Annotated in this window: 15 protein-coding genes and 5 tRNA genes; 11 read left to right on the top strand and 9 right to left on the bottom strand. The window is 74.0% G+C overall.

Annotated features, from left to right (window positions below; all coding sequences use genetic code 11):
- Window positions 1–220: 220 nt before the first annotated feature.
- The 3 genes from cobT to LNW72_RS09650 all read left to right on the top strand — a co-directional run bounded on the left by cobT (window position 221) and on the right by LNW72_RS09650 (window position 5,847).
- The gene (gene cobT, locus LNW72_RS09660; protein ID WP_250975028.1) at window positions 221–3,523 is read left to right on the top strand and encodes a nicotinate-nucleotide--dimethylbenzimidazole phosphoribosyltransferase; all 3,303 of its coding nucleotides are present in this window, start codon (window positions 221–223) and stop codon (window positions 3,521–3,523) included.
- Between the two features lie 197 nt (window positions 3,524–3,720).
- Window positions 3,721–4,953 (top strand): uroporphyrinogen-III C-methyltransferase, encoded by a 1,233-nt coding sequence (cobA, locus tag LNW72_RS09655; protein ID WP_250975027.1) that lies wholly within the window; start codon window positions 3,721–3,723, stop codon window positions 4,951–4,953.
- A gap of 75 nt (window positions 4,954–5,028) precedes the next feature.
- On the top strand, window positions 5,029–5,847 hold the full coding sequence (locus LNW72_RS09650) for an RNA methyltransferase (protein ID WP_250975026.1): 819 nt from the start codon (window positions 5,029–5,031) through the stop codon (window positions 5,845–5,847).
- Window positions 5,848–6,200: 353 nt separating this feature from the next.
- Here LNW72_RS09650 and LNW72_RS09645 read toward each other — a convergent pair whose 3' ends face one another.
- From LNW72_RS09645 to LNW72_RS09635, 3 genes are all read right to left on the bottom strand, one after another.
- On the bottom strand, window positions 6,201–7,337 hold the full coding sequence (locus LNW72_RS09645; RefSeq protein ID WP_250975025.1) for an acyl-CoA dehydrogenase family protein: 1,137 nt from the start codon (window positions 7,335–7,337) through the stop codon (window positions 6,201–6,203).
- Complete coding sequence (locus LNW72_RS09640) at window positions 7,334–8,536, bottom strand: acyl-CoA dehydrogenase family protein (RefSeq protein ID WP_250975024.1); 1,203 nt, start codon at window positions 8,534–8,536, stop codon at window positions 7,334–7,336. The genes LNW72_RS09645 and LNW72_RS09640 overlap by 4 nt, the downstream gene beginning before the upstream one ends.
- A gap of 165 nt (window positions 8,537–8,701) precedes the next feature.
- Window positions 8,702–9,865 carry a serine/threonine-protein kinase gene (locus tag LNW72_RS09635; protein ID WP_138352666.1) on the bottom strand — a complete coding sequence of 388 codons (1,164 nt, stop codon included), beginning with the start codon at window positions 9,863–9,865 and terminating at the stop codon, window positions 8,702–8,704.
- A gap of 201 nt (window positions 9,866–10,066) precedes the next feature.
- Here LNW72_RS09635 and LNW72_RS09630 point away from each other — a divergent pair, with 201 nt between their 5' ends.
- From LNW72_RS09630 to LNW72_RS09615, 4 genes are all read left to right on the top strand, one after another.
- Window positions 10,067–10,297 carry a hypothetical protein gene (locus LNW72_RS09630; protein ID WP_138352665.1) on the top strand — a complete coding sequence of 77 codons (231 nt, stop codon included), beginning with the start codon at window positions 10,067–10,069 and terminating at the stop codon, window positions 10,295–10,297.
- 294 nt (window positions 10,298–10,591) lie between these two features.
- Window positions 10,592–10,795 (top strand): hypothetical protein, encoded by a 204-nt coding sequence (locus tag LNW72_RS09625; protein WP_250975023.1) that lies wholly within the window; start codon window positions 10,592–10,594, stop codon window positions 10,793–10,795.
- Window positions 10,796–10,966: 171 nt separating this feature from the next.
- Window positions 10,967–11,890 (top strand): aminoglycoside phosphotransferase family protein, encoded by a 924-nt coding sequence (locus tag LNW72_RS09620; RefSeq protein WP_250975022.1) that lies wholly within the window; start codon window positions 10,967–10,969, stop codon window positions 11,888–11,890.
- 63 nt (window positions 11,891–11,953) lie between these two features.
- A complete protein-coding gene (locus tag LNW72_RS09615; protein WP_250975021.1) occupies window positions 11,954–12,268 on the top strand; it encodes a zf-TFIIB domain-containing protein in 315 nt (104 codons plus the stop codon).
- Window positions 12,269–12,360: 92 nt separating this feature from the next.
- On the opposite strand, the gene LNW72_RS09610 is transcribed toward LNW72_RS09615, so the two are convergent.
- From LNW72_RS09610 to LNW72_RS09590, 5 genes are all read right to left on the bottom strand, one after another.
- Window positions 12,361–12,432: transfer RNA gene (locus tag LNW72_RS09610), tRNA-Val, on the bottom strand.
- Window positions 12,433–12,476: 44 nt separating this feature from the next.
- A tRNA-Val gene (locus tag LNW72_RS09605) sits at window positions 12,477–12,548 on the bottom strand.
- A gap of 44 nt (window positions 12,549–12,592) precedes the next feature.
- Window positions 12,593–12,664, bottom strand: a tRNA-Val gene (locus tag LNW72_RS09600).
- 3 nt (window positions 12,665–12,667) lie between these two features.
- Window positions 12,668–12,738: transfer RNA gene (locus tag LNW72_RS09595), tRNA-Cys, on the bottom strand.
- A 33-nt stretch (window positions 12,739–12,771) separates the two neighbouring features.
- Window positions 12,772–12,843: transfer RNA gene (locus LNW72_RS09590), tRNA-Gly, on the bottom strand.
- A 187-nt stretch (window positions 12,844–13,030) separates the two neighbouring features.
- Here LNW72_RS09590 and LNW72_RS09585 point away from each other — a divergent pair.
- From LNW72_RS09585 to LNW72_RS09575, 3 genes are read left to right on the top strand one after another with little or no spacing between them, the layout of a single operon-like run.
- Window positions 13,031–14,080 (top strand): chorismate-binding protein, encoded by a 1,050-nt coding sequence (locus LNW72_RS09585; RefSeq protein WP_374117192.1) that lies wholly within the window; start codon window positions 13,031–13,033, stop codon window positions 14,078–14,080.
- Complete coding sequence (locus tag LNW72_RS09580) at window positions 14,077–14,898, top strand: aminodeoxychorismate lyase (protein ID WP_250975020.1); 822 nt, start codon at window positions 14,077–14,079, stop codon at window positions 14,896–14,898. The genes LNW72_RS09585 and LNW72_RS09580 overlap by 4 nt, the downstream gene beginning before the upstream one ends.
- A 55-nt stretch (window positions 14,899–14,953) precedes the next feature.
- Window positions 14,954–15,793, top strand: a complete 840-nt coding sequence (locus LNW72_RS09575) for a GNAT family N-acetyltransferase (protein WP_250975019.1) — start codon at window positions 14,954–14,956, stop codon at window positions 15,791–15,793.
- Window positions 15,794–15,854: 61 nt separating this feature from the next.
- Here the strand turns inward: LNW72_RS09575 and LNW72_RS09570 are convergent, their stop codons facing one another.
- A complete protein-coding gene (locus tag LNW72_RS09570; protein WP_250975018.1) occupies window positions 15,855–16,370 on the bottom strand; it encodes a DsbA family protein in 516 nt (171 codons plus the stop codon).
- Between the two features lie 149 nt (window positions 16,371–16,519).
- On the opposite strand from LNW72_RS09570, the gene LNW72_RS09565 reads away from it, so the two are divergent.
- The gene (locus tag LNW72_RS09565) at window positions 16,520–16,993 is read left to right on the top strand and encodes a hypothetical protein (RefSeq protein WP_250975017.1); all 474 of its coding nucleotides are present in this window, start codon (window positions 16,520–16,522) and stop codon (window positions 16,991–16,993) included.
- The last annotated feature ends 84 nt before the right edge of the window (window positions 16,994–17,077 follow it).

Genomic DNA, 17,077 nt, shown 5'->3' with positions numbered 1-17,077 from the left:
CGCCCTCCGGCGCACGCGCGGTAGGCTGGCGGATCGTTGTGCCGTCGTCGTGCGTTGACGGATCGACCCGTTGTCGATCTGTTGGTCATCCGTCGCCGCCGGGCAGCACACGCGGTGCCGACGCGCCGCATTTCCCGCCTTCCGGCCGTCATGGCCGGCGGGTGGACAGTGTGCGCGGCGCGGCGTTGGAAGGAGCGATACCGATGGGCGAGGGGCACGCATGACTGACACCGGCCAGGTCCCGGGCGAGGGACTGCCGGAGAACGCAGTCGGGGAAGCGGTTCCGCAGCCGCCCGCCGATCTGCCCGGCAGCGCCGCTCACCAACCGACCGCTCCCAGCTGGGGAACGGACGCGCTGAGCGGCGACGGCGCTCCCGCGTACACCTTCCTCGACCAGTCGGAGCCTTCCGGCCCGGCGGTCGACGACGACGAGGACCTGCTCCTGATGCCCAGTCTGCAGGGCTCCTGGAGCGATCCCCAGCCCGTTCCGCCGCAGCCCGAGGTCGTCGTGCCTCCCCTCAACGGTGAGGGGCACGAGTCCCACGAGTCCGCGGGACGCGACTCCGGATCCCTCGACTACGGGACGGTCCGGCTGCCGCAGCCCGCCGCCCAGCAGCTGCCCGGGGCCGCGGCCCCCGCCGCCGTCCAGGAACCGGAGCCCGTGGCCCAGCAGGCCGCCGAGCAGGTCCCGGAGCAGGCCGCCGAGCCGTTCGCCGCCGACCAGCCGGCCACCCAGCCCGCGCCGCCCCGGCGGCCGTTGCACATGGGTCCGCCGATGCCGGACCCGGCGTCCAGCGGTGTCTCCGTCCGCTCGCTGGCCGACCGCGGACCGGCCACGGCCCAGGGCCAGACGCCCGCCCCGCTGCGGGCGACCGGTGGCCCGGCCACCGCGGGACCCGAGTACCTCGACGTCCCGCACAGCGACTCCGCCGCCATCCCCGCGCAGCAGAACGGCGAGGCCCCCGAGCCGGCCGCCGTCGCGCAGCCGGGCTCGCCCGTCCAGGGCAGCGCATGGCCGTCGGCGGCACCCGCCGCCCCGGTGGCGCAGCAGCAGGACCTCCCGCCCGTGGTCCTCGCGGCGGCGCCCGCGCCCGAACCGGTCCAGCCGCAGGCCGCGGTGGAGCAGCCGGTCCCGGCCCAGCCGTCCGTCCAGGCCGAGCACCCCGCTCCGGTCCAGCCGCAGGCCGCGGCGCCGGTCGTACCGGCCCAGGAAGGGCCGGGAACGCCGCACGCGGGCACGCCCGTCCCGGACGCGGTGCCCGCCCAGGCCGCACCGATCGCCGTCGCGCCTGCGGCGCAGGCCGAACCGGTCGCGCCCGTCGCGCCCGTCGAAGCCGTGGCACCCGTTGCCCCGGTGGCCCCCGTCGTACCGGAGCCGGTGCCCGCCGCCGAGCCGGCGCAGCCGTCCGTGAACGTGCACGTGCCGCCGGTCGTGGCCGCGGCGCAGCCGCCGGTGCAGGCCACCGAGGTCCCTGCCGAAACGATCACTCCTCCGGCGGCTCCCGCCCAGCACCCGGCGGACGCGGCACCGCCCGCGGCGGAGCCCTACGTCCTCCCCGACGCGCTGCCCGAGCCCATCCTCGTCCCGGCGGCGGCTGCCCCGGCGCAGTCCGTACCGCAGGACGCTCCGGCGCCGGAGGCTCCCGCCCCGGACCTCGCCGCCGTCCTGGCGCCGGTTCCGGCGGAGCAGCCGCCCGTGCCCGGTACGCCGGTCGCGGCCGAACTCCCCGCTGAGCCGGACGAGTCCGCCGCCCCGGCCGCCGAGGCCCCCGTACCGGTCGTGCGGCAGCCCGCCGCCGACGGATACGAACCCGCCGTCCGTGACGCGGTCCACCGGGTGATCCGCGAACGCCGGGACATCCGCAACGGCTTCCGCGACGACCCCATCCCGCACGAGGTGCTGCTCCGCGTCCTGGAGGCGGCCCACACCGCCCCCAGCGTCGGCCACTCGCAGCCCTGGGACTTCGTCGTCATCCGCTCCGCCAAGACCCGCGAGCGCATGCACGAGCTGGCCAACGAGCAGCGCGACGCGTACGCCAAGTCGCTGCCGAAGGCCCGCGCCAAGCAGTTCCGCGAGCTGAAGATCGAGGCGATCCTCGACACCCCGGTCAACATCGTCGTCACCGCCGACCCGACCCGTGGCGGCCGGCACACCCTCGGCCGGCACACCCAGCCGCAGATGGCCCCGTACTCCTCCGCCCTCGCGGTCGAGAACCTGTGGCTCGCCGCCCGCGCCGAAGGGCTCGGGGTCGGCTGGGTCAGCTTCTTCGACGAGCGGCAGATGGTCCGTGAGCTGGGGCTGCCCGAACACCTCGAAGTCGTCGCCTACCTGTGTGTCGGCTACGTCGACGAGTTCCCGGAAGAGCCCGAGCTGATGCAGGCCGGCTGGTCCCAGCGCCGTCCGCTGTCCTGGGTGGTCCACGACGAGGAGTACGGCAACCGCGCCCTGCCCGGCGAGGAGCCCCACGACCTGCTGGAGGAGACGCTCCGCGGCATCCGCCCGCTGGACGCCAAGGCGCTCGGTGAGGCCTGGGAGCGGCAGAAGCGGATGACCAAGCCGGCCGGCGCGCTCGGCATGCTGGAGATCATCTCCGCGCAGCTCAGCGGCCTGTCCCGGCAGTGCCCGCCGCCGATTCCGGAGCCCGCGGCCGTCGCGATCTTCGCCGGTGACCACGGGGTGCACGCCCAGGGCGTCACATCCTGGCCGCAGGAGGTGACCGCCCAGATGGTCGCCAACTTCCTCGGCGGCGGAGCGGTCTGCAACGCGTTCGCCAACCAGGTCGGCGCCGAGGTCTGCGTCATCGACGTCGGGGTCGCGTCCGAACTCCCCAGCACCCCCGGGCTGCTGCCCCGCAAGGTCCGGTACGGCACCGCGGACTTCACCGCCGGGCCCGCCATGACGCGTGACGAGGTGCTGCGCGCCATCGAGGTCGGCATCGAGACCGCCCGCGACCTGGTCGCCGCCGGCAACAAGGCGCTGCTCACCGGCGAGATGGGCATCGCCAACACCACCACCTCCGCCGCGCTCATCTCCGTCTACACCGGCCAGGACCCGGCCGAGGTGACCGGTCGCGGCACCGGCATCAACGACGAGATGCACGCCCGCAAGATCGACGTCGTCCGCCGTGCGCTGGACCTGCACCGCCCCGACCCGGCCGACCCGATCGGCGTACTGGAGGCCATCGGCGGGCTGGAGCACGCCGCCATGGTCGGCCTGCTGCTCGGCGCCGCGGCGCTGCGCACACCGGTGATCCTGGACGGCGTCAGCGCCGGCGCCGCCGCGCTGGTCGCCCGCGCCATCGCCCCCGAGGTGCTGGCCGCCTGCATCGCGGGCCACCGCAGCGCCGAGCCCGGCCATGTCGCGGCCCTCACCAAGCTGGGCCTGCGGCCGCTGATCGACCTCGACCTGCGGCTCGGCGAGGGCACCGGCGCACTGCTGGCGCTGCCGCTGGTGCAGAGCGCTGCGCGCGTCATGCACGAGGTCGCGACGTTCGACTCCGCGGGAGTCACCGAGAAGGGCTGACGTCCACGACGTCGGCAGTGAACGCCGGGCGGGCCGGGTGCGGCCCGCCCGGCGTCGCCACGCGCAGATGTGATCTTGCGCGCTGCGGCCCGGGCGCATACGACCGTAGGGTTGGCAGCAGGGGCCCGGCCCCGCACGCACCACAGCCGCTCCGAGGGAGCAGCGGCCGCAACTTCGCCACAAGGAGCCGTACAGCCATGGCCGACGACCGCAACGACGCTCCCGCCTACCCCGTCGGGCTGCGGCTGTCCGGACGGCGGGTGGTCGTGCTCGGCGGCGGTACCGTCGCACAGCGCAGGCTGCCGGCACTGGTGTCGGCGGGCGCCGACATCGTGCTCGTCTCACCGTCGGCGACCCCGTCCGTCGAGGCGATGGCCGACGCGGGCGAACTGCGCTGGGAACGCCGTCCGTACCAGGACGGCGACCTCGCGGACGCCTGGTACGCGCTGATCGCCACCACCGACACGACGGCCAACGCCGCGGCGTCCGCGGAGGCCGAGGCCCGCCGCGTCTGGTGCGTGCGCAGCGACGACGCCGAGGCCGCCACCGCGTGGACCCCCGCCACCGGGCGCAGCGAAGGGGTGACCGTCGCCGTCCTCACCGGGCGCGACCCGCGCCGCTCCGCGGCCGTCCGTGACGCGGTCGTCGAAGGGCTGCGGGACGGCACGCTGGTCGCTCCCCGGCACCGCGAGCGGACCCCCGGCGTGGCGCTCGTCGGCGGCGGCCCCGGCGACCCGGACCTGATCACGGTGCGCGGCCGGCGGCTGCTCGCCGAGGCCGACGTGGTGATCGCCGACCGGCTCGGCCCCCGCGACCTGCTGGACGAACTCCCGCCGCACGTCGAGGTGATCGACGCCGCGAAGATCCCCTACGGCCGGTTCATGGCCCAGGAGGCGATCAACAACGCGCTCATCGAGCACGCCAGGGCAGGAAAGGCCGTGGTCCGGCTCAAGGGCGGCGACCCGTTCGTCTTCGGGCGCGGCATGGAGGAGGCCGAGGCGCTCGCCGAGGCGGGCATCGCCTGCACCGTCGTGCCCGGCATCTCCAGCTCCATCAGCGTGCCCGGCGCCGCCGGCATCCCGGTCACCCACCGGGGCGTCGCCCATGAGTTCACGGTCGTCAGCGGCCACGTCGCCCCCGAGGACCCGCGCTCCCTCGTCGACTGGCAGGCGCTCGCGAAGCTGCGCGGCACCCTCGTGCTGCTCATGGCCGTCGAGCGGATCGGCGCCATCGCCGCCTCACTCGTCCAGCACGGCCGTTCCGCCGACACCCCGGTCGCCGTCATCCAGGAGGGCACCATGGCGGCGCAGCGGCGCGTGGACGGCACCCTGGCGACCGTCGCCCAGGTCGTCGCCGACGCGGAGATCCGGCCGCCGGCCGTCATCGTCATCGGCGACGTCGTCACCGTCGGCCGCACCGTCCAGGGGTAGTCAGCCCCCGGCGGGTACCGGCCAGGTAGCCACCCCGGCGTTGGCATGTGCCGCGGGACAGGGCAGTATCAGCCTGTGGCTGAGCTCATCACGATCGACGACCCGGACGACCCCCGCCTTCACGACTACGTGGCCCTGACCGACGTCGAGCTGCGGCGCCGCCGCGAGCCCGCAGAAGGGCTGTTCATCGCGGAGGGCGAGAAGGTGATCCGGCGTGCCCGGCTCGCCGGCTACCGCATGCGGTCCATGCTGCTGTCGGCCAAGTGGGTCGACGTCATGCGCGACGTCATCGACGAGGTGCCGGCGCCGGTGTACGCGGTGAGCCCGGAGCTCGCCGAGCAGGTCACCGGCTACCACGTGCACCGCGGCGCGCTCGCCTCCATGGGCCGCAAGCCGCTGCCGGAGGCGGACGACCTGCTGGGGACCGCGCGCCGCATCGTCGTCATGGAATCCGTCAACGACCACACCAACATCGGCGCCATCTTCCGCAGCGCCGCGGCGCTCGGCATGGACGCCGTGCTGCTCTCCCCGGACTGCGCGGACCCGCTCTACCGACGCTCCGTCAAGGTCTCGATGGGCGCGGTCTTCTCGGTGCCCTACGCCCGCCTCGACAGCTGGCCCCGCGACCTGGAGACGGTGCGCGCGGCCGGCTTCAAACTGCTCGCCCTCACCCCGGCCGACAAGGCCACCGACATCGACGAAGCCGCCCCGCACCGGCTGGAACGGGTCGCCCTGCTCCTCGGCGCGGAGGGCGACGGCCTGTCCACCCAGGCTCTCGTGGCCGCCGACGAATGGGTCCGCATCCCGATGGCCCACGGCGTCGACTCCCTGAACGTCGGCGCCGCGGCGGCCGTCGCCTTCTACGCGGTGGCCTCCGGCCGGCCCACCGACTGAGGAACGCCCGCAACAGTCGGCCGGGAACGCCCGTCCGACCGGAGGGGACGGGGCGGGGTGCCTCCACGACGGCCGTCGGCCACCCCCGTGCCTGAGCACGCCCATCGGACCGGAGGGGACGTGGCGGGGTGCCCCCGCAGGCGACGAGAATCCACCACCGTCACGGTGCGGACGGCCCGCGGGTTTCGAGCGCCGAGGAGGTGCCCCGCCGCGTCCCCGACCTGCACCACGGCGGTGCGCCGCCGTCGCCGGGCAGCAGGCGCGATGACACCTCCACCCGCGAGCCGGGGGCGCCCGTCAGCCGGAGGCGCCCGGCCGCCCCACCGACTGACGGCCGGTCACCCGCCCGGGGCTCAGGCCGGGAGATCCACCAACTCGGCGAGAGCCGCCCGGTGGCGGCCCGGGGTGCCCAGGGCGATCTCGTCGGCCTTGGCGCGCTTGAGGTAGAGGTGGGCGGGGTGCTCCCACGTCATGCCGATACCGCCGTGCAGCTGGACGCACTCCTCCGCCGCGTGCACGGCGGTCGTGGCGCAGTGCGCCTGGGCGACGGCCACCGCGACGGCAGCGTCAGGACTGCCGGACGCCAGCGCGTCGGCGGCGTTTCGGGCCGCGGCGCGGGCCGAGACGACCTCCAGCCAGAGGTCCGCCAGCCGGTGCTTGAGGGACTGGAAGGAACCGACGGGGCGGCCGAACTGATGCCGCTCGCCCAGGTAGCGCACAGTCTCGTCGAGGCACCACTGGGCGATGCCCAGCTGCTCAGAGGCGAGCAGCCCGGCCCCGGTGAGCAACGCGGCGCGCAGCGCATCGGCGGCCGAGTCGGGACCGACGAGCAGCCGGGCGGCGACCGCGTCCAGGGTGAGGTCGGCGATCGGCCGCGTCAGGTCGAGCGGGACCGGCACGTCGATGGAGACCCCGGCGGCGTCTGCGGCGATCTCGTAGAGGCCCGGCCCGTCGGGGCCGACCGCCGGCACGACGAGCACGTCCGCGGCCGACGCGTCGGCGACGCTGGTGATCCGGCCGCTCAGCGTGCCGTCGGCCGCAACACGAACACTCCCCGGGAACGCGGCGCCGGGCGCCGTGGGCAGCGGTACGGCCAGTGCCGCGGTGGCCTCGCCGGAGGCGAGCCGCTTCAGCAGCGGACCCGCCGCCGCGGGCGCGGCCAGCAGCGCCGAGGTGGCGAGCACCGCGCTGCCGAGGAACGGCACCGGGGCGACCGCGCCGCCGAGTTCCTCCAGCACCACCGCGGCCTCGCGGGCGGACGCCCCCTGGCCGCCGAGCTCTTCCGGTACGAGCAGCCCCGCGATGCCGATCTCCGCGGCCAGCGTGCGCCACAGGTCCAGGTCGTACGGGGTGCCGCTCTCGATCCGGGCCAGCACGGCGGTGGGCGGGCAGCGGTCGGCCAGCAGACCGCGAACGGCGGACCGCAGATCGTCCTCGACGTCGGAGTACAGCAGGTCGGGGGTCGCGGGCTGCGACGACGGCTGGTTCATCGGGGAAGGTCCTTCCAGGCGGCGTCCTTGTCGGTGCGGGGCTCGGACGGCAGGCCGAGCACCCGCTCGGAGACGATGTTGCGCAGGATCTCGGAGGTGCCGCCCTCGATCGAGTTGCCCTTGGCGCGCAGATAGCGGTAGCCCGCGTCCCGTCCGAAGAAGTCGACGGTCTCCGGGCGGGTCATCGTCCAGTCGCCGTAGCGCAGTCCGTCCTCGCCGAGGAGTTCCACCTCCAGGCCGCTGATCTGCTGGTTGAGCCGGGCGAAGGCGAGCTTCAGCCCGGAGCCCTCGGGGCCGGGCGCACCGGCGGCGAGCTGCTGGCGGACCCGTTCCGCGGTGAGCCGGGAGACCTCGGAGTCCACCCACAGGCGCAGCAGCCGGTCGTGCAGGTCCGGGGTGCGCAGCTCGGGCCGTTCGCGCCAGGTGGCGGCGACCGTGCCGATCATGCCGCCCTCGCGCGGGATGGACGCGCCGCCGATCGCGACCCGCTCGTTCATGAGGGTGGTCTGCGCCACCCGCCAGCCGTCGCCGACCGCCCCGAGGCGGTGCGCGTCCGGGATCCGGACGCCGGTCAGGAAGACCTCGTTGAACTCGGCCTCGCCGGTGATCTGCCGCAGCGGGCGGACCTCGACACCGGGGTCGGTCATGTCGCAGACGAAGTAGGTGATCCCGCGGTGCTTGGGCAGGTCGGGGTCGGTGCGGGCGATGAGGATGGCCCAGCGCGCGTTGTGCGCGTTGGACGTCCAGACCTTCTGGCCCGTCACCACCCAGTCGTCGCCGTCACGTACCGCGCGGGTGCCGAGCGAGGCCAGGTCGGAGCCGGCGCCCGGCTCGCTGAAGAGCTGGCACCAGACCTCCTCGCCGGTCCACAGCGGCCGCAGGAAACGGGCCTTCTGTTCGTCGGTGCCGAAGGTGAGGACGGTCGGGGCCGCCATGCCCAGGCCGATGCCGATCCGGCGCGGATCGTTCTCGGGCGCTCCGGCCGCCGCCAGCTCGGCGTCCACGACCCCCTGCAGGGAGCGGCGGGCGCCGAGGCCGCCCAGGCCCTGGGGGTAGTGCACCCAGGCCAGGCCCGCGTCGAACCGGGCCCGCAGGAACGCGAGGCGGTCGGTGGCGGCGGGGTCGTGGGCGGCAAGCAGCGCCCGCACGCGGTGACGCAGGCCCTCCTCGTCGGGGGTGCCCGCCGGTTCGGTCGTCATACGCCACGTCCTTCCCGCTCATCCATCTCATCGTGACTAAGCAAGCGCTTGGTAACGTAGTCGATGTGGGGGTGCCGACGCCAGACCCCGCGGGGGAGCGGTGGACGGTGCTCCGGGAGAGCGGACGGTGCTCCGGGAGAGCGGACGGGTGTTCCGGGAGCGGGGTCAGCGCGGCCAGGCGCCCTGCGCGACCGCGATACAGGCCGCGGCCAGCAGCGTCACGATGACGAAGACGATGAGGCGTTGGCGCAGCAGCCGCCGGTCGGGCCCGCCGGGACGGCGTCCCGCGGGCGTACGGGGCGCGGGGGTCCGCGGCGCGGGAGTGCGCTGCCCCGGCGGCCGCGGGACCGGCGTACGGCCGGTGTGCCGCGCCGAGGACGCCGTGCCGCCCGCCGTCCGCCGCTCGGTGTGCTGCTGGGCGTACTCCTCGGCCCGCCGCCCGGTGGGCCGCTCCGGGCGCGGGCCCGCCGTCTTCGGCACCGCCTCGCGCCGGGGCGCGCCGAGCCCGCGCGCCTCACGCGCCGCGATCTCGGCCAGCCGCTCGGACAGCTGAACGGTGCTGGGCCGGTCCCCGGGATCCTTCGCGAGACACGCGTAGACCAGCGGCGCGAGCGCGTCCGGCACCCCGCTCAGATCCGGCTCCTCGTGCACGACCCGGTACAGCATCACCTCGGAACTGCCCTGACCGAACGGCGAGTCGGCGGTCGCCGCGTACGCGAGGGTCGCGCCGAACGCGAAGACGTCGGTCGCCGGGGTGACGGCCGCGCCGCGCACCTGCTCGGGGGCGAGGAACCCGGGGGAGCCGACGGCCGTCCCCACATGCGTCAGGGTGCTCGCGCCGGTCGACCACGCGATCCCGAAGTCGATGATCCGCGGGCCCTTCGGCGACAGCAGGATGTTCGACGGCTTCAGATCGCGGTGGACCACCCCCGCCTCGTGCACCGCCACCAGGCCGTCGGCGAGCGCCGCACCGATCGCGGCGACCTCGGACGCCTGCAGCGTCCCCTCCTCGGCGACCTTGTCGTGCAGCGAGGGGCCGGGCACGTACTGGGTGGCGAACCACGGCCGGTCCGCGTCCAGATCGGCCGCCACCAGCCGCGCCGTGCAGCCGCCGCGGATCCTGCGCGCGGCCGAGACCTCACGGGCGAACCGCGAACGGAACTCCTGATCCTCCGCCAGTTCCGGCCGGATCACCTTCAGTGCCACCCGCTGGCCGCGCTTGTCGGCACCCAGGTACACCACACCCATGCCGCCGGCGCCCAGCCGCCGGTGCAGCCTGAACGAGCCGACGACACGCGGATCCTCGCGCCGGAGCCGCATCATCGCCATGTTCTTCCCCGCTGCCTGGCCAGTTGGACGTCCACAGCTTACGGACTGAACTCCCGGTGCGCCGATAGGCCGCGCATGCGCCGGACGGGGGATTGTCAGTGCCGGGTGGGATCCTTAAGAGGTGGGAACGGGCCGCTCCGAAGGGCTGGAACGGCCGGGCCCGCACCATCAACGGTCCGTCTGCCAAGGGGGAATGACGCCGTGAAAGGTGATCGCGTGGAGATAGTCGTGGATGCCGGGGACACCACCCGTACCTATGAGGTGGTGGCCACCCGGGCCGGCCGCCGGGTCGAGACCGCGGTGCGCCGCGGGGTGGTGGAAGTGAGTGAAGTCACCCGCAACGGCACCGTCGTCCGCACCGCCCGATTCATGTCCACCCGGGTGCTCGCCCTGGTGGAACAGCCCATTCCTAGGGACGACACCGAGGCCTAGCGCGACCGAACGGCCCGCCGGGTGGTCCCTCCCTCGGGGTAGCCCCCTCAGGGATCACCCTGGGACCGGGGGCCCGGTGTCCACCCAGGGGAGTACCCCGGGCGGGCCCGCGTCATCCTCCCGGAGGCCCGGAAAGCGGTACGACGGCATGACGACCAGGCCATGGCGCGCACCTAATCTTGAAATCAAGCGGCGGGCGTAGCACTCGTCCCCCGAGGTCAGACGCCCGCCGCTTGCCTGACCGACAACCAGACGTACCACCAGCGTGAACGACCGACACCTCAGGAGAGGGCCATGGCGAACACAGTGAGTCGTACGGTGCGCCCCATGCGCGGCAGCAGGATCGCCGCCTTCGGTACCCGCCCGTCCGGCACGCGCCATCCGCTGGTCGCAGCGGCCATGGTGCTGCCACTCGCGGTGCTCCTCGCCCTGCTCTTCGGAGGCTTCGACGCGGTGGCCACACAAGCGTCGTCCGTAGCCGGGCTGATGGGGCGCTGACACAGCGCCCCGATGCATCGGCCCCATGCCCGGAAGAGCGGTCCGGGCTGGGGAACCGGTACGAAACCCCGTGGGGACGGGGGTGCGACGGACGGCCGTGATGCCCGGGTACCAGCGGTGGTACCCGGGCATCACGCACGTCAGGGCTCGCGAGGGTGCTTGACTGAACGTATGACGGTGGTGGGGGAGGAGCTGACGGCGGAGCTCGCCGCGCTCGCCGCGGGCATCTCCGGCATATCCGAGACCTCGGTGCTCGCCCACCGGCCCGACGGCACGGTGGTCCGCAGCGGCGCGCTCGTCGCCAAGGCGCACGCCGGCGACACCGACCGGGAGGCCCTCGCGGTCCGCCTCGGCGTCGCCGCGCACCCGTTGCTCCGCGGCATCCTGCTCGCCCCGCTGCCCCTGCCCGCGCCCAGCACCGGCTCGCTGCTGCACGGCCGCCCCGTCACCGCCTGGCCGCTGGGCGAACCCGTGGACCGCGAGGAGCCCGGCAGCGCGCCCTGGGAGGACGCCGCCGTCCTCCTCGCCCGGCTGCACGCCGTCCCCCCGCACGCGCTTCCGCACCCGCTGCCGCCCATGCGCGGCCCCGCCAAGGCGGCCCGCGCCGTCGCCCGCATGACGGCCGGCGCCCGGTCGGCCGCCGCGGACACCGTGCTGCGGGCCTGGGAGTGCCTGCCCGGCTGGGCCCGCGACGAGGCACCGCAGCCGCGTGCGGACACCCTCTGCCACGGTGATCTGCACCTCGGCCAGCTCGTCCGGCATCCCACCCCCGGCGGTCCCTGGCAGCTCATCGACGTCGACGACCTGGGGACCGGCGATCCCGCCTGGGACCTGGCCCGTCCCGCCATGTGGTTCGCGACCGGCCTGCTCGACCCGGACGCCTGGACGCGCTTCCTGGGCGCCTACCGGGACGCGGGCGGCCGGGCGGTGCCGCCCGACGGCGACCCCTGGCCGTATCTGGACGTGCCGGCCCGCGCGTTGACCGTCCAGTCGGCCGCGCTGGCCGTGGTGCGGGCCGCCCGCGAGAAGCGCCCGCTCGACGAGGTCGAGCTGGACCTCACCGCTGCCTGCGCCCGGATCACCCACGTATCGTGAACCCAGCTCCGCCGGACGGGCGTTCCGGCGGCGAATCACCGCAATCGAGGAGTTGAGCCGGAGATGCACTGTCCCAAGTGCCAGGGCCCGATGCACACGTTCAATCGCAACGGCGTCCAGATCGAGCAATGCGGCAACTGCCGGGGGATCTTCCTGGACTACGGCGAGCTGGAGGCGCTCGCCCGGGTCGAGGGCCAGTGGAACCAGCCGGCCGCGCCGCCGCAGCAGGCCTACCCGGCCCAGCAGGCCTACCCGGCGCCGCAGGCGTACCCCGCGGGTCCCGCCTGGGGCGCCCCGCAGCACGGCGGCCACGGCGGTCACCACGGCGGCCACCACCAGAAGCACCGCAGCTTCGGGCACATGCTCTTCTCGTCCTGACCCCAGGACGGATGCCGGGGACGCCCGGCGAGCGGCGGCGGGAACGACCGAGGGCCGGAGCGATGATCGCTCCGGCCCTCGGTCATGACGTGTGCGCGATACTGGGATTGAACCAGTGACCTCTTCCGTGTCAGGGAAGCGCTCTCCCGCTGAGCTAATCGCGCGGGACCCACTACAACTGCTGCCATGCAAGTGGTGCTGTGCTGCGTGCGCGATACTGGGATTGAACCAGTGACCTCTTCCGTGTCAGGGAAGCGCTCTCCCGCTGAGCTAATCGCGCGGGACCCACTACAACTGCTGCGATACAAGTGGTGCTGTGCTGCGTGCGCGATACTGGGATTGAACCAGTGACCTCTTCCGTGTCAGGGAAGCGCTCTCCCGCTGAGCTAATCGCGCGTGAGGTGGAGACGGGATTTGAACCCGTGTAGACGGCTTTGCAGGCCGTTGCCTCGCCTCTCGGCCACTCCACCAACATCGTCGGGGACGGGAAATCCCCCACGCCGAGCGGACGACGAGATTCGAACTCGCGACCCTCACCTTGGCAAGGTGATGCTCTACCACTGAGCCACGTCCGCAGGTGTCGTAGCTCCGGGGCGCTTCCGCGTCCCGGCGACGTGTTGAACTCTAGCGGATTCCACGGCCAGCTCAAAAACCGGTTTCCGCAGCGTGCCGGGCTGCTGACCAGCGAATGACCAGCGGGGCGCCGCGGCGGGCGCCGCTCTAGACTCGGCCACACCCCTTCGGACCGACCCTGGAAGCACTGTGCGAGACCTCGTCCCGATGGCCCGCTTCGGCGGCCGCGTCGCCTCCGACCTGCGAGATGTCACCAGCGACCTCGCCGCGCTCGACTCCTCGGGCTTCTGGGCGGTGTCCGCGGACTTCGAGGGACAGGTGGTGTGCGCGCGCTTCGGGGACGTCCGTTCCGCGCCGCCGGCGTCGCCGGACGGCTGGTGCGGACCGGCCACCGGAGTGTGGACCTCCTCACTGGACCGGGAGGCCTACATCGCGGGTGTGCGCCGCATACGCGCGTACATCGCGGCCGGCGACGTCTACCAGGCCAACCTCTGCCGGGTGCTGTCCGCGCCGCTGCCCGACCCCGCCCGGTCCGACATCGACGCGCTCGGCTCGGTGCTCGCCCACGGCAACCCGGCCCCGTACGCGGGCACCATCCGGCTCCCGGCGCACGGTGTGGAGATCGCCACCGCGTCCCCTGAGCTCTATCTGCGCCGCGACCGGTCCCTCGTCGGATCCGGCCCGATAAAGGGCACCGGACGTACGGAGGCGGATCTGCTGCCGAAGGACCACGCCGAGAACGTGATGATCGTGGACCTGGTCCGCAACGACCTGGGGCGGGTCTGCGCGACCGGCTCGGTCACCGTCCCGGAGCTGTGCGCGGTCGAGAAGCACCCCGGCCTGGTCCACCTCGTCTCGAGCGTGCGGGGCGAGCTGCGCCAGGACACCGGCTGGGCCGGGCTGTTCGCCGCCACCTTCCCGCCCGGCTCGGTCACCGGAGCTCCCAAGTCCAGTGCGCTGCGGATCATCGCGGAGCTGGAGACGGCGCCGCGCGGCCCCTACTGCGGGGGCGTCGGCTGGGTGGACGCCGACCGCGGCACCGGTGAACTGGCCGTGGGGATCAGGACGTTCTGGGTCGACCGCACCGGCCCGGAACCGCTGCTGCGCTTCGGCACGGGAGCCGGCATCACCTGGGGCTCCGACCCGGTGCGGGAGTGGGACGAGACCGAGCTGAAGGCGTCCCGGCTGCTGGCGGTAGCGTCGGGGGAACATCCGGGACACGAAGGGACCACACCGTGAAGATCTGGGTCGATGGCTCGCTGCGGGACGCCGCTGACGCCACGGTGTCGGTGCTCGACCACGGGATCACCGTGGGCGACGGGGTCTTCGAGACGCTCAAGGCCGTCGACGGCGCGGCGTTCGCGACCACCCGCCACCTGGACCGGCTGACCCGGTCCGCGCGCGGCCTCGGACTCCCGGACCCGGACCTCGACGAGGTGCGCAGGGGCTGCGAGGCGGTCCTGGCGGCCAACCCCGTGCCGCTCGGCCGGCTCAGGATCACGTACACCGGCGGGCTCTCCCCGCTCGGCTCCGACCGCGGCGACGCGGGACCCACCCTGATCATCGCCCTCGGTGAGGCCGCCGTCCGGCCGGACACCACCGCCGTGGTCACGGTGCCGTGGACCCGTAACGAGCGGGGCGCGCTCAGCGGCCTGAAGACCACCTCCTACGGCGAGAACGTCGTGGCGCTCGCCCGCGCCCATGCCCACGGCGCCTCCGAGGCGATCTTCGGCAACACCGTCGGCCGGCTCTGCGAGGGCACCGGCTCCAACATCTTCGTCGTGCTCGGCGGGCAGCTGCTCACCCCGCCGCTCTCCTCCGGCTGCCTCGCGGGCATCACCCGCGAGCTGGTCGCCGAGTGGAGCGGGGCGCAGGAGGCGGATCTGCCGCTGGAGGCGCTCGACGAGGCCGAGGAGATCTTCCTGACGTCCACCCTCCGCGACGTCCAGGCGGTACGGCTGGCCGACGGGCGGGAGCTGCCGGGAGCACCGGGCCCGGTCACGGCCAAGGCGATGCGGGTCTTCGCGGAACGGGCCGGAGCCGACCCGAATCCGTGACGTGGCGCTGAGGAGCGGGTAGAACTGGCCCCAGTCCAAACGGGGGAGTGACGCCATGACAACCACCCTGCGACCCGATCAGCCGGAGCGGCACGGAGCGGGCGGCGCGCGTTCGCGCCGCTACACGGTATGCGTCAACAGCAGGCCGGTCGGCGGGATCGAGCTCTCCGCCGGGCCGCGGTTCGGCGTCACGGCCGGCCGGATCACCGGACTGGAGATCCACGAGGCGGACCGGCGGCGCGGCCGCGCCACGGTCGCCGCGCTCGCCGCCGAGGAGGTGCTCCGCGGCTGGGGGTGCGACGAGGTGACGGTCGACATTCCGGCGGACGCCGTCCTGGCGCAGCGGCTCGCCGACACCCTCGGCTACACCGAACGCAACCGGGGCATGGTCAAGCGGCTGTCAGGGCCCGCACCCGAACTGCCCGCGGGCAGCACCGTCCGGCCGATGACCGAGGCGGAGTACCCCGCCTGGAACGAACACAAGATGATCGCGTACGTGGACGGCATGGTGGCCCGCGGCGTCCCGTTCGCGCAGGCCTCCGCCAGGGCCGAGGCCGATCACGGCGCGGCCCTGCCCGCCGGCGTGGGCACCGCCGGCACCCTGCTGCTGACCGTGGTCCACCGGGGCCGGGACGTCGGCACCCTGTGGCTACGGCTGCGGGACGCCGCCGACCCGGGGGTCCCGGCGTGGGTCTTCTCCGTCGAGGTGGCCGAGGAACACCGCGGCCAGGGGCACGGCCGCACCCTGATGCTCGTCGCGGAGCGGGAGTGCCTGGGCGCCGGGGTCGGCACCCTGGGCCTGAACGTCTTCGGCGGCAACACGCCCGCGCTGCGGCTGTACGAGTCTCTGGGATACGCGACCACGCGCCGCCATCTGTTCAAGCGGCTGCTCTAGCGGCTGCTTCAGGGAGACACGACCTGGCGGCTGCTCCGGGGGAGGGGACTCCGGACCGGACCTATCCGGCGAGCAGTCGGTCCGCGATCTCCTCGATCCGGGCCCGCAGTCCCTCCTGGCTCCTGCCGCCGTCCAGCCGCTGCCCGTCGATCACATACGTCGGCGTGCCCGTGACGCCGATCGCCCGCCCCTCGGCCTCGTCGGCGTCGACGATCAGCAGATGCCGGCCGTCGATCAGCGCGGTGTCCACCTCCTCCGCGTCCAGCCCCAGGTCGCGGGCCACCTCGACGAGCAGCTCCTCGCCGCGCTTGCCGAGCTCCTCGGTCCTGGCCAGCACCGCCTCGGTGTACGGCCAGCCCTGCCCCTGCGCCCAGGCCTCCTCGGCCGCCTGGGCGGCGGCGAGGGCGTGCCGGTGCTTCTCCAGCGGGAAGTGCCGCAGCTGGATGTCCAGCGCGTCGCCGTAGCGGGCGCGCAGCGCGCGTACGTCGTCGAGGGCGGTGCGGCAGTCGGGGCACTGCAGCTCGCACCAGACTTCCAGGACGGCGCGGGCGGTGGCCGGGGGAGTGACGTCGTTCATGCGGCCCAGTCTCGCACCTGGGGAGGAGCCCTCCCCCGAGATCACCCTGAGACGGGTCCCGGGACGTGGCCTCCGGCTTCGCGACGGGTGCACGATGGATACAGGAACATCCCGATACAGCCGCAGGAGTACAGGATCAGGAGCACTGGATGCTGACCGCTACCGTATGCGTCGCGCTGTCCGCGGCGGGCCTGGCGATCGCGATGCTGACCGCGTACCGCCGGCGTTATCTCGCGGCCGTCCGCACCGCCGCGTTCGCCCTGCTGCCGGTGGGCCTGTACATGACGGGCCTGGTGACGCTGGGCCGGAAGGTCGGCACGGCCACCGGGAGCTGGGCCGCGGACCTGGTCTTCAAGCCGACGGTATGGCTGGGCTTCGGCGTCCTCGCGGTGTCCGTGGTGCTCTACACGGTGACGCGTTTCGCCGCCGGCCGTGACGGCGGCGGCCGCCGTGAGCGCAAGGCCGCCGCTGCCGCCGCGGGTGCTCCGGCGGTGGCCCCCGGCGCCTCCCAGCCCGCACTGTCCGCGGGCCGCAAGCCGGCGGCGAAGTCCAAGGCCGCGACCGACGGCGGACTGTCCGATTTCTCCGACATCGAGGAGATCCTCAAGCGCCGCGGCATCTGACCTGCCGAAGGGCCCCGGAACGCAGAACCACCCCTGAGAGTTCGCGTGTTGGGCGCGGCGGCATGGGGTGCTGCGTCATCATCG

The sequence above is a fragment of the Streptomyces sp. RKAG293 genome (assembly GCF_023701745.1).
GTDB lineage: Bacteria > Actinomycetota > Actinomycetes > Streptomycetales > Streptomycetaceae > Actinacidiphila.
Note: the sequence above shows the minus strand (reverse complement) of the source record. Positions and strands in the feature narration are given on the sequence as shown.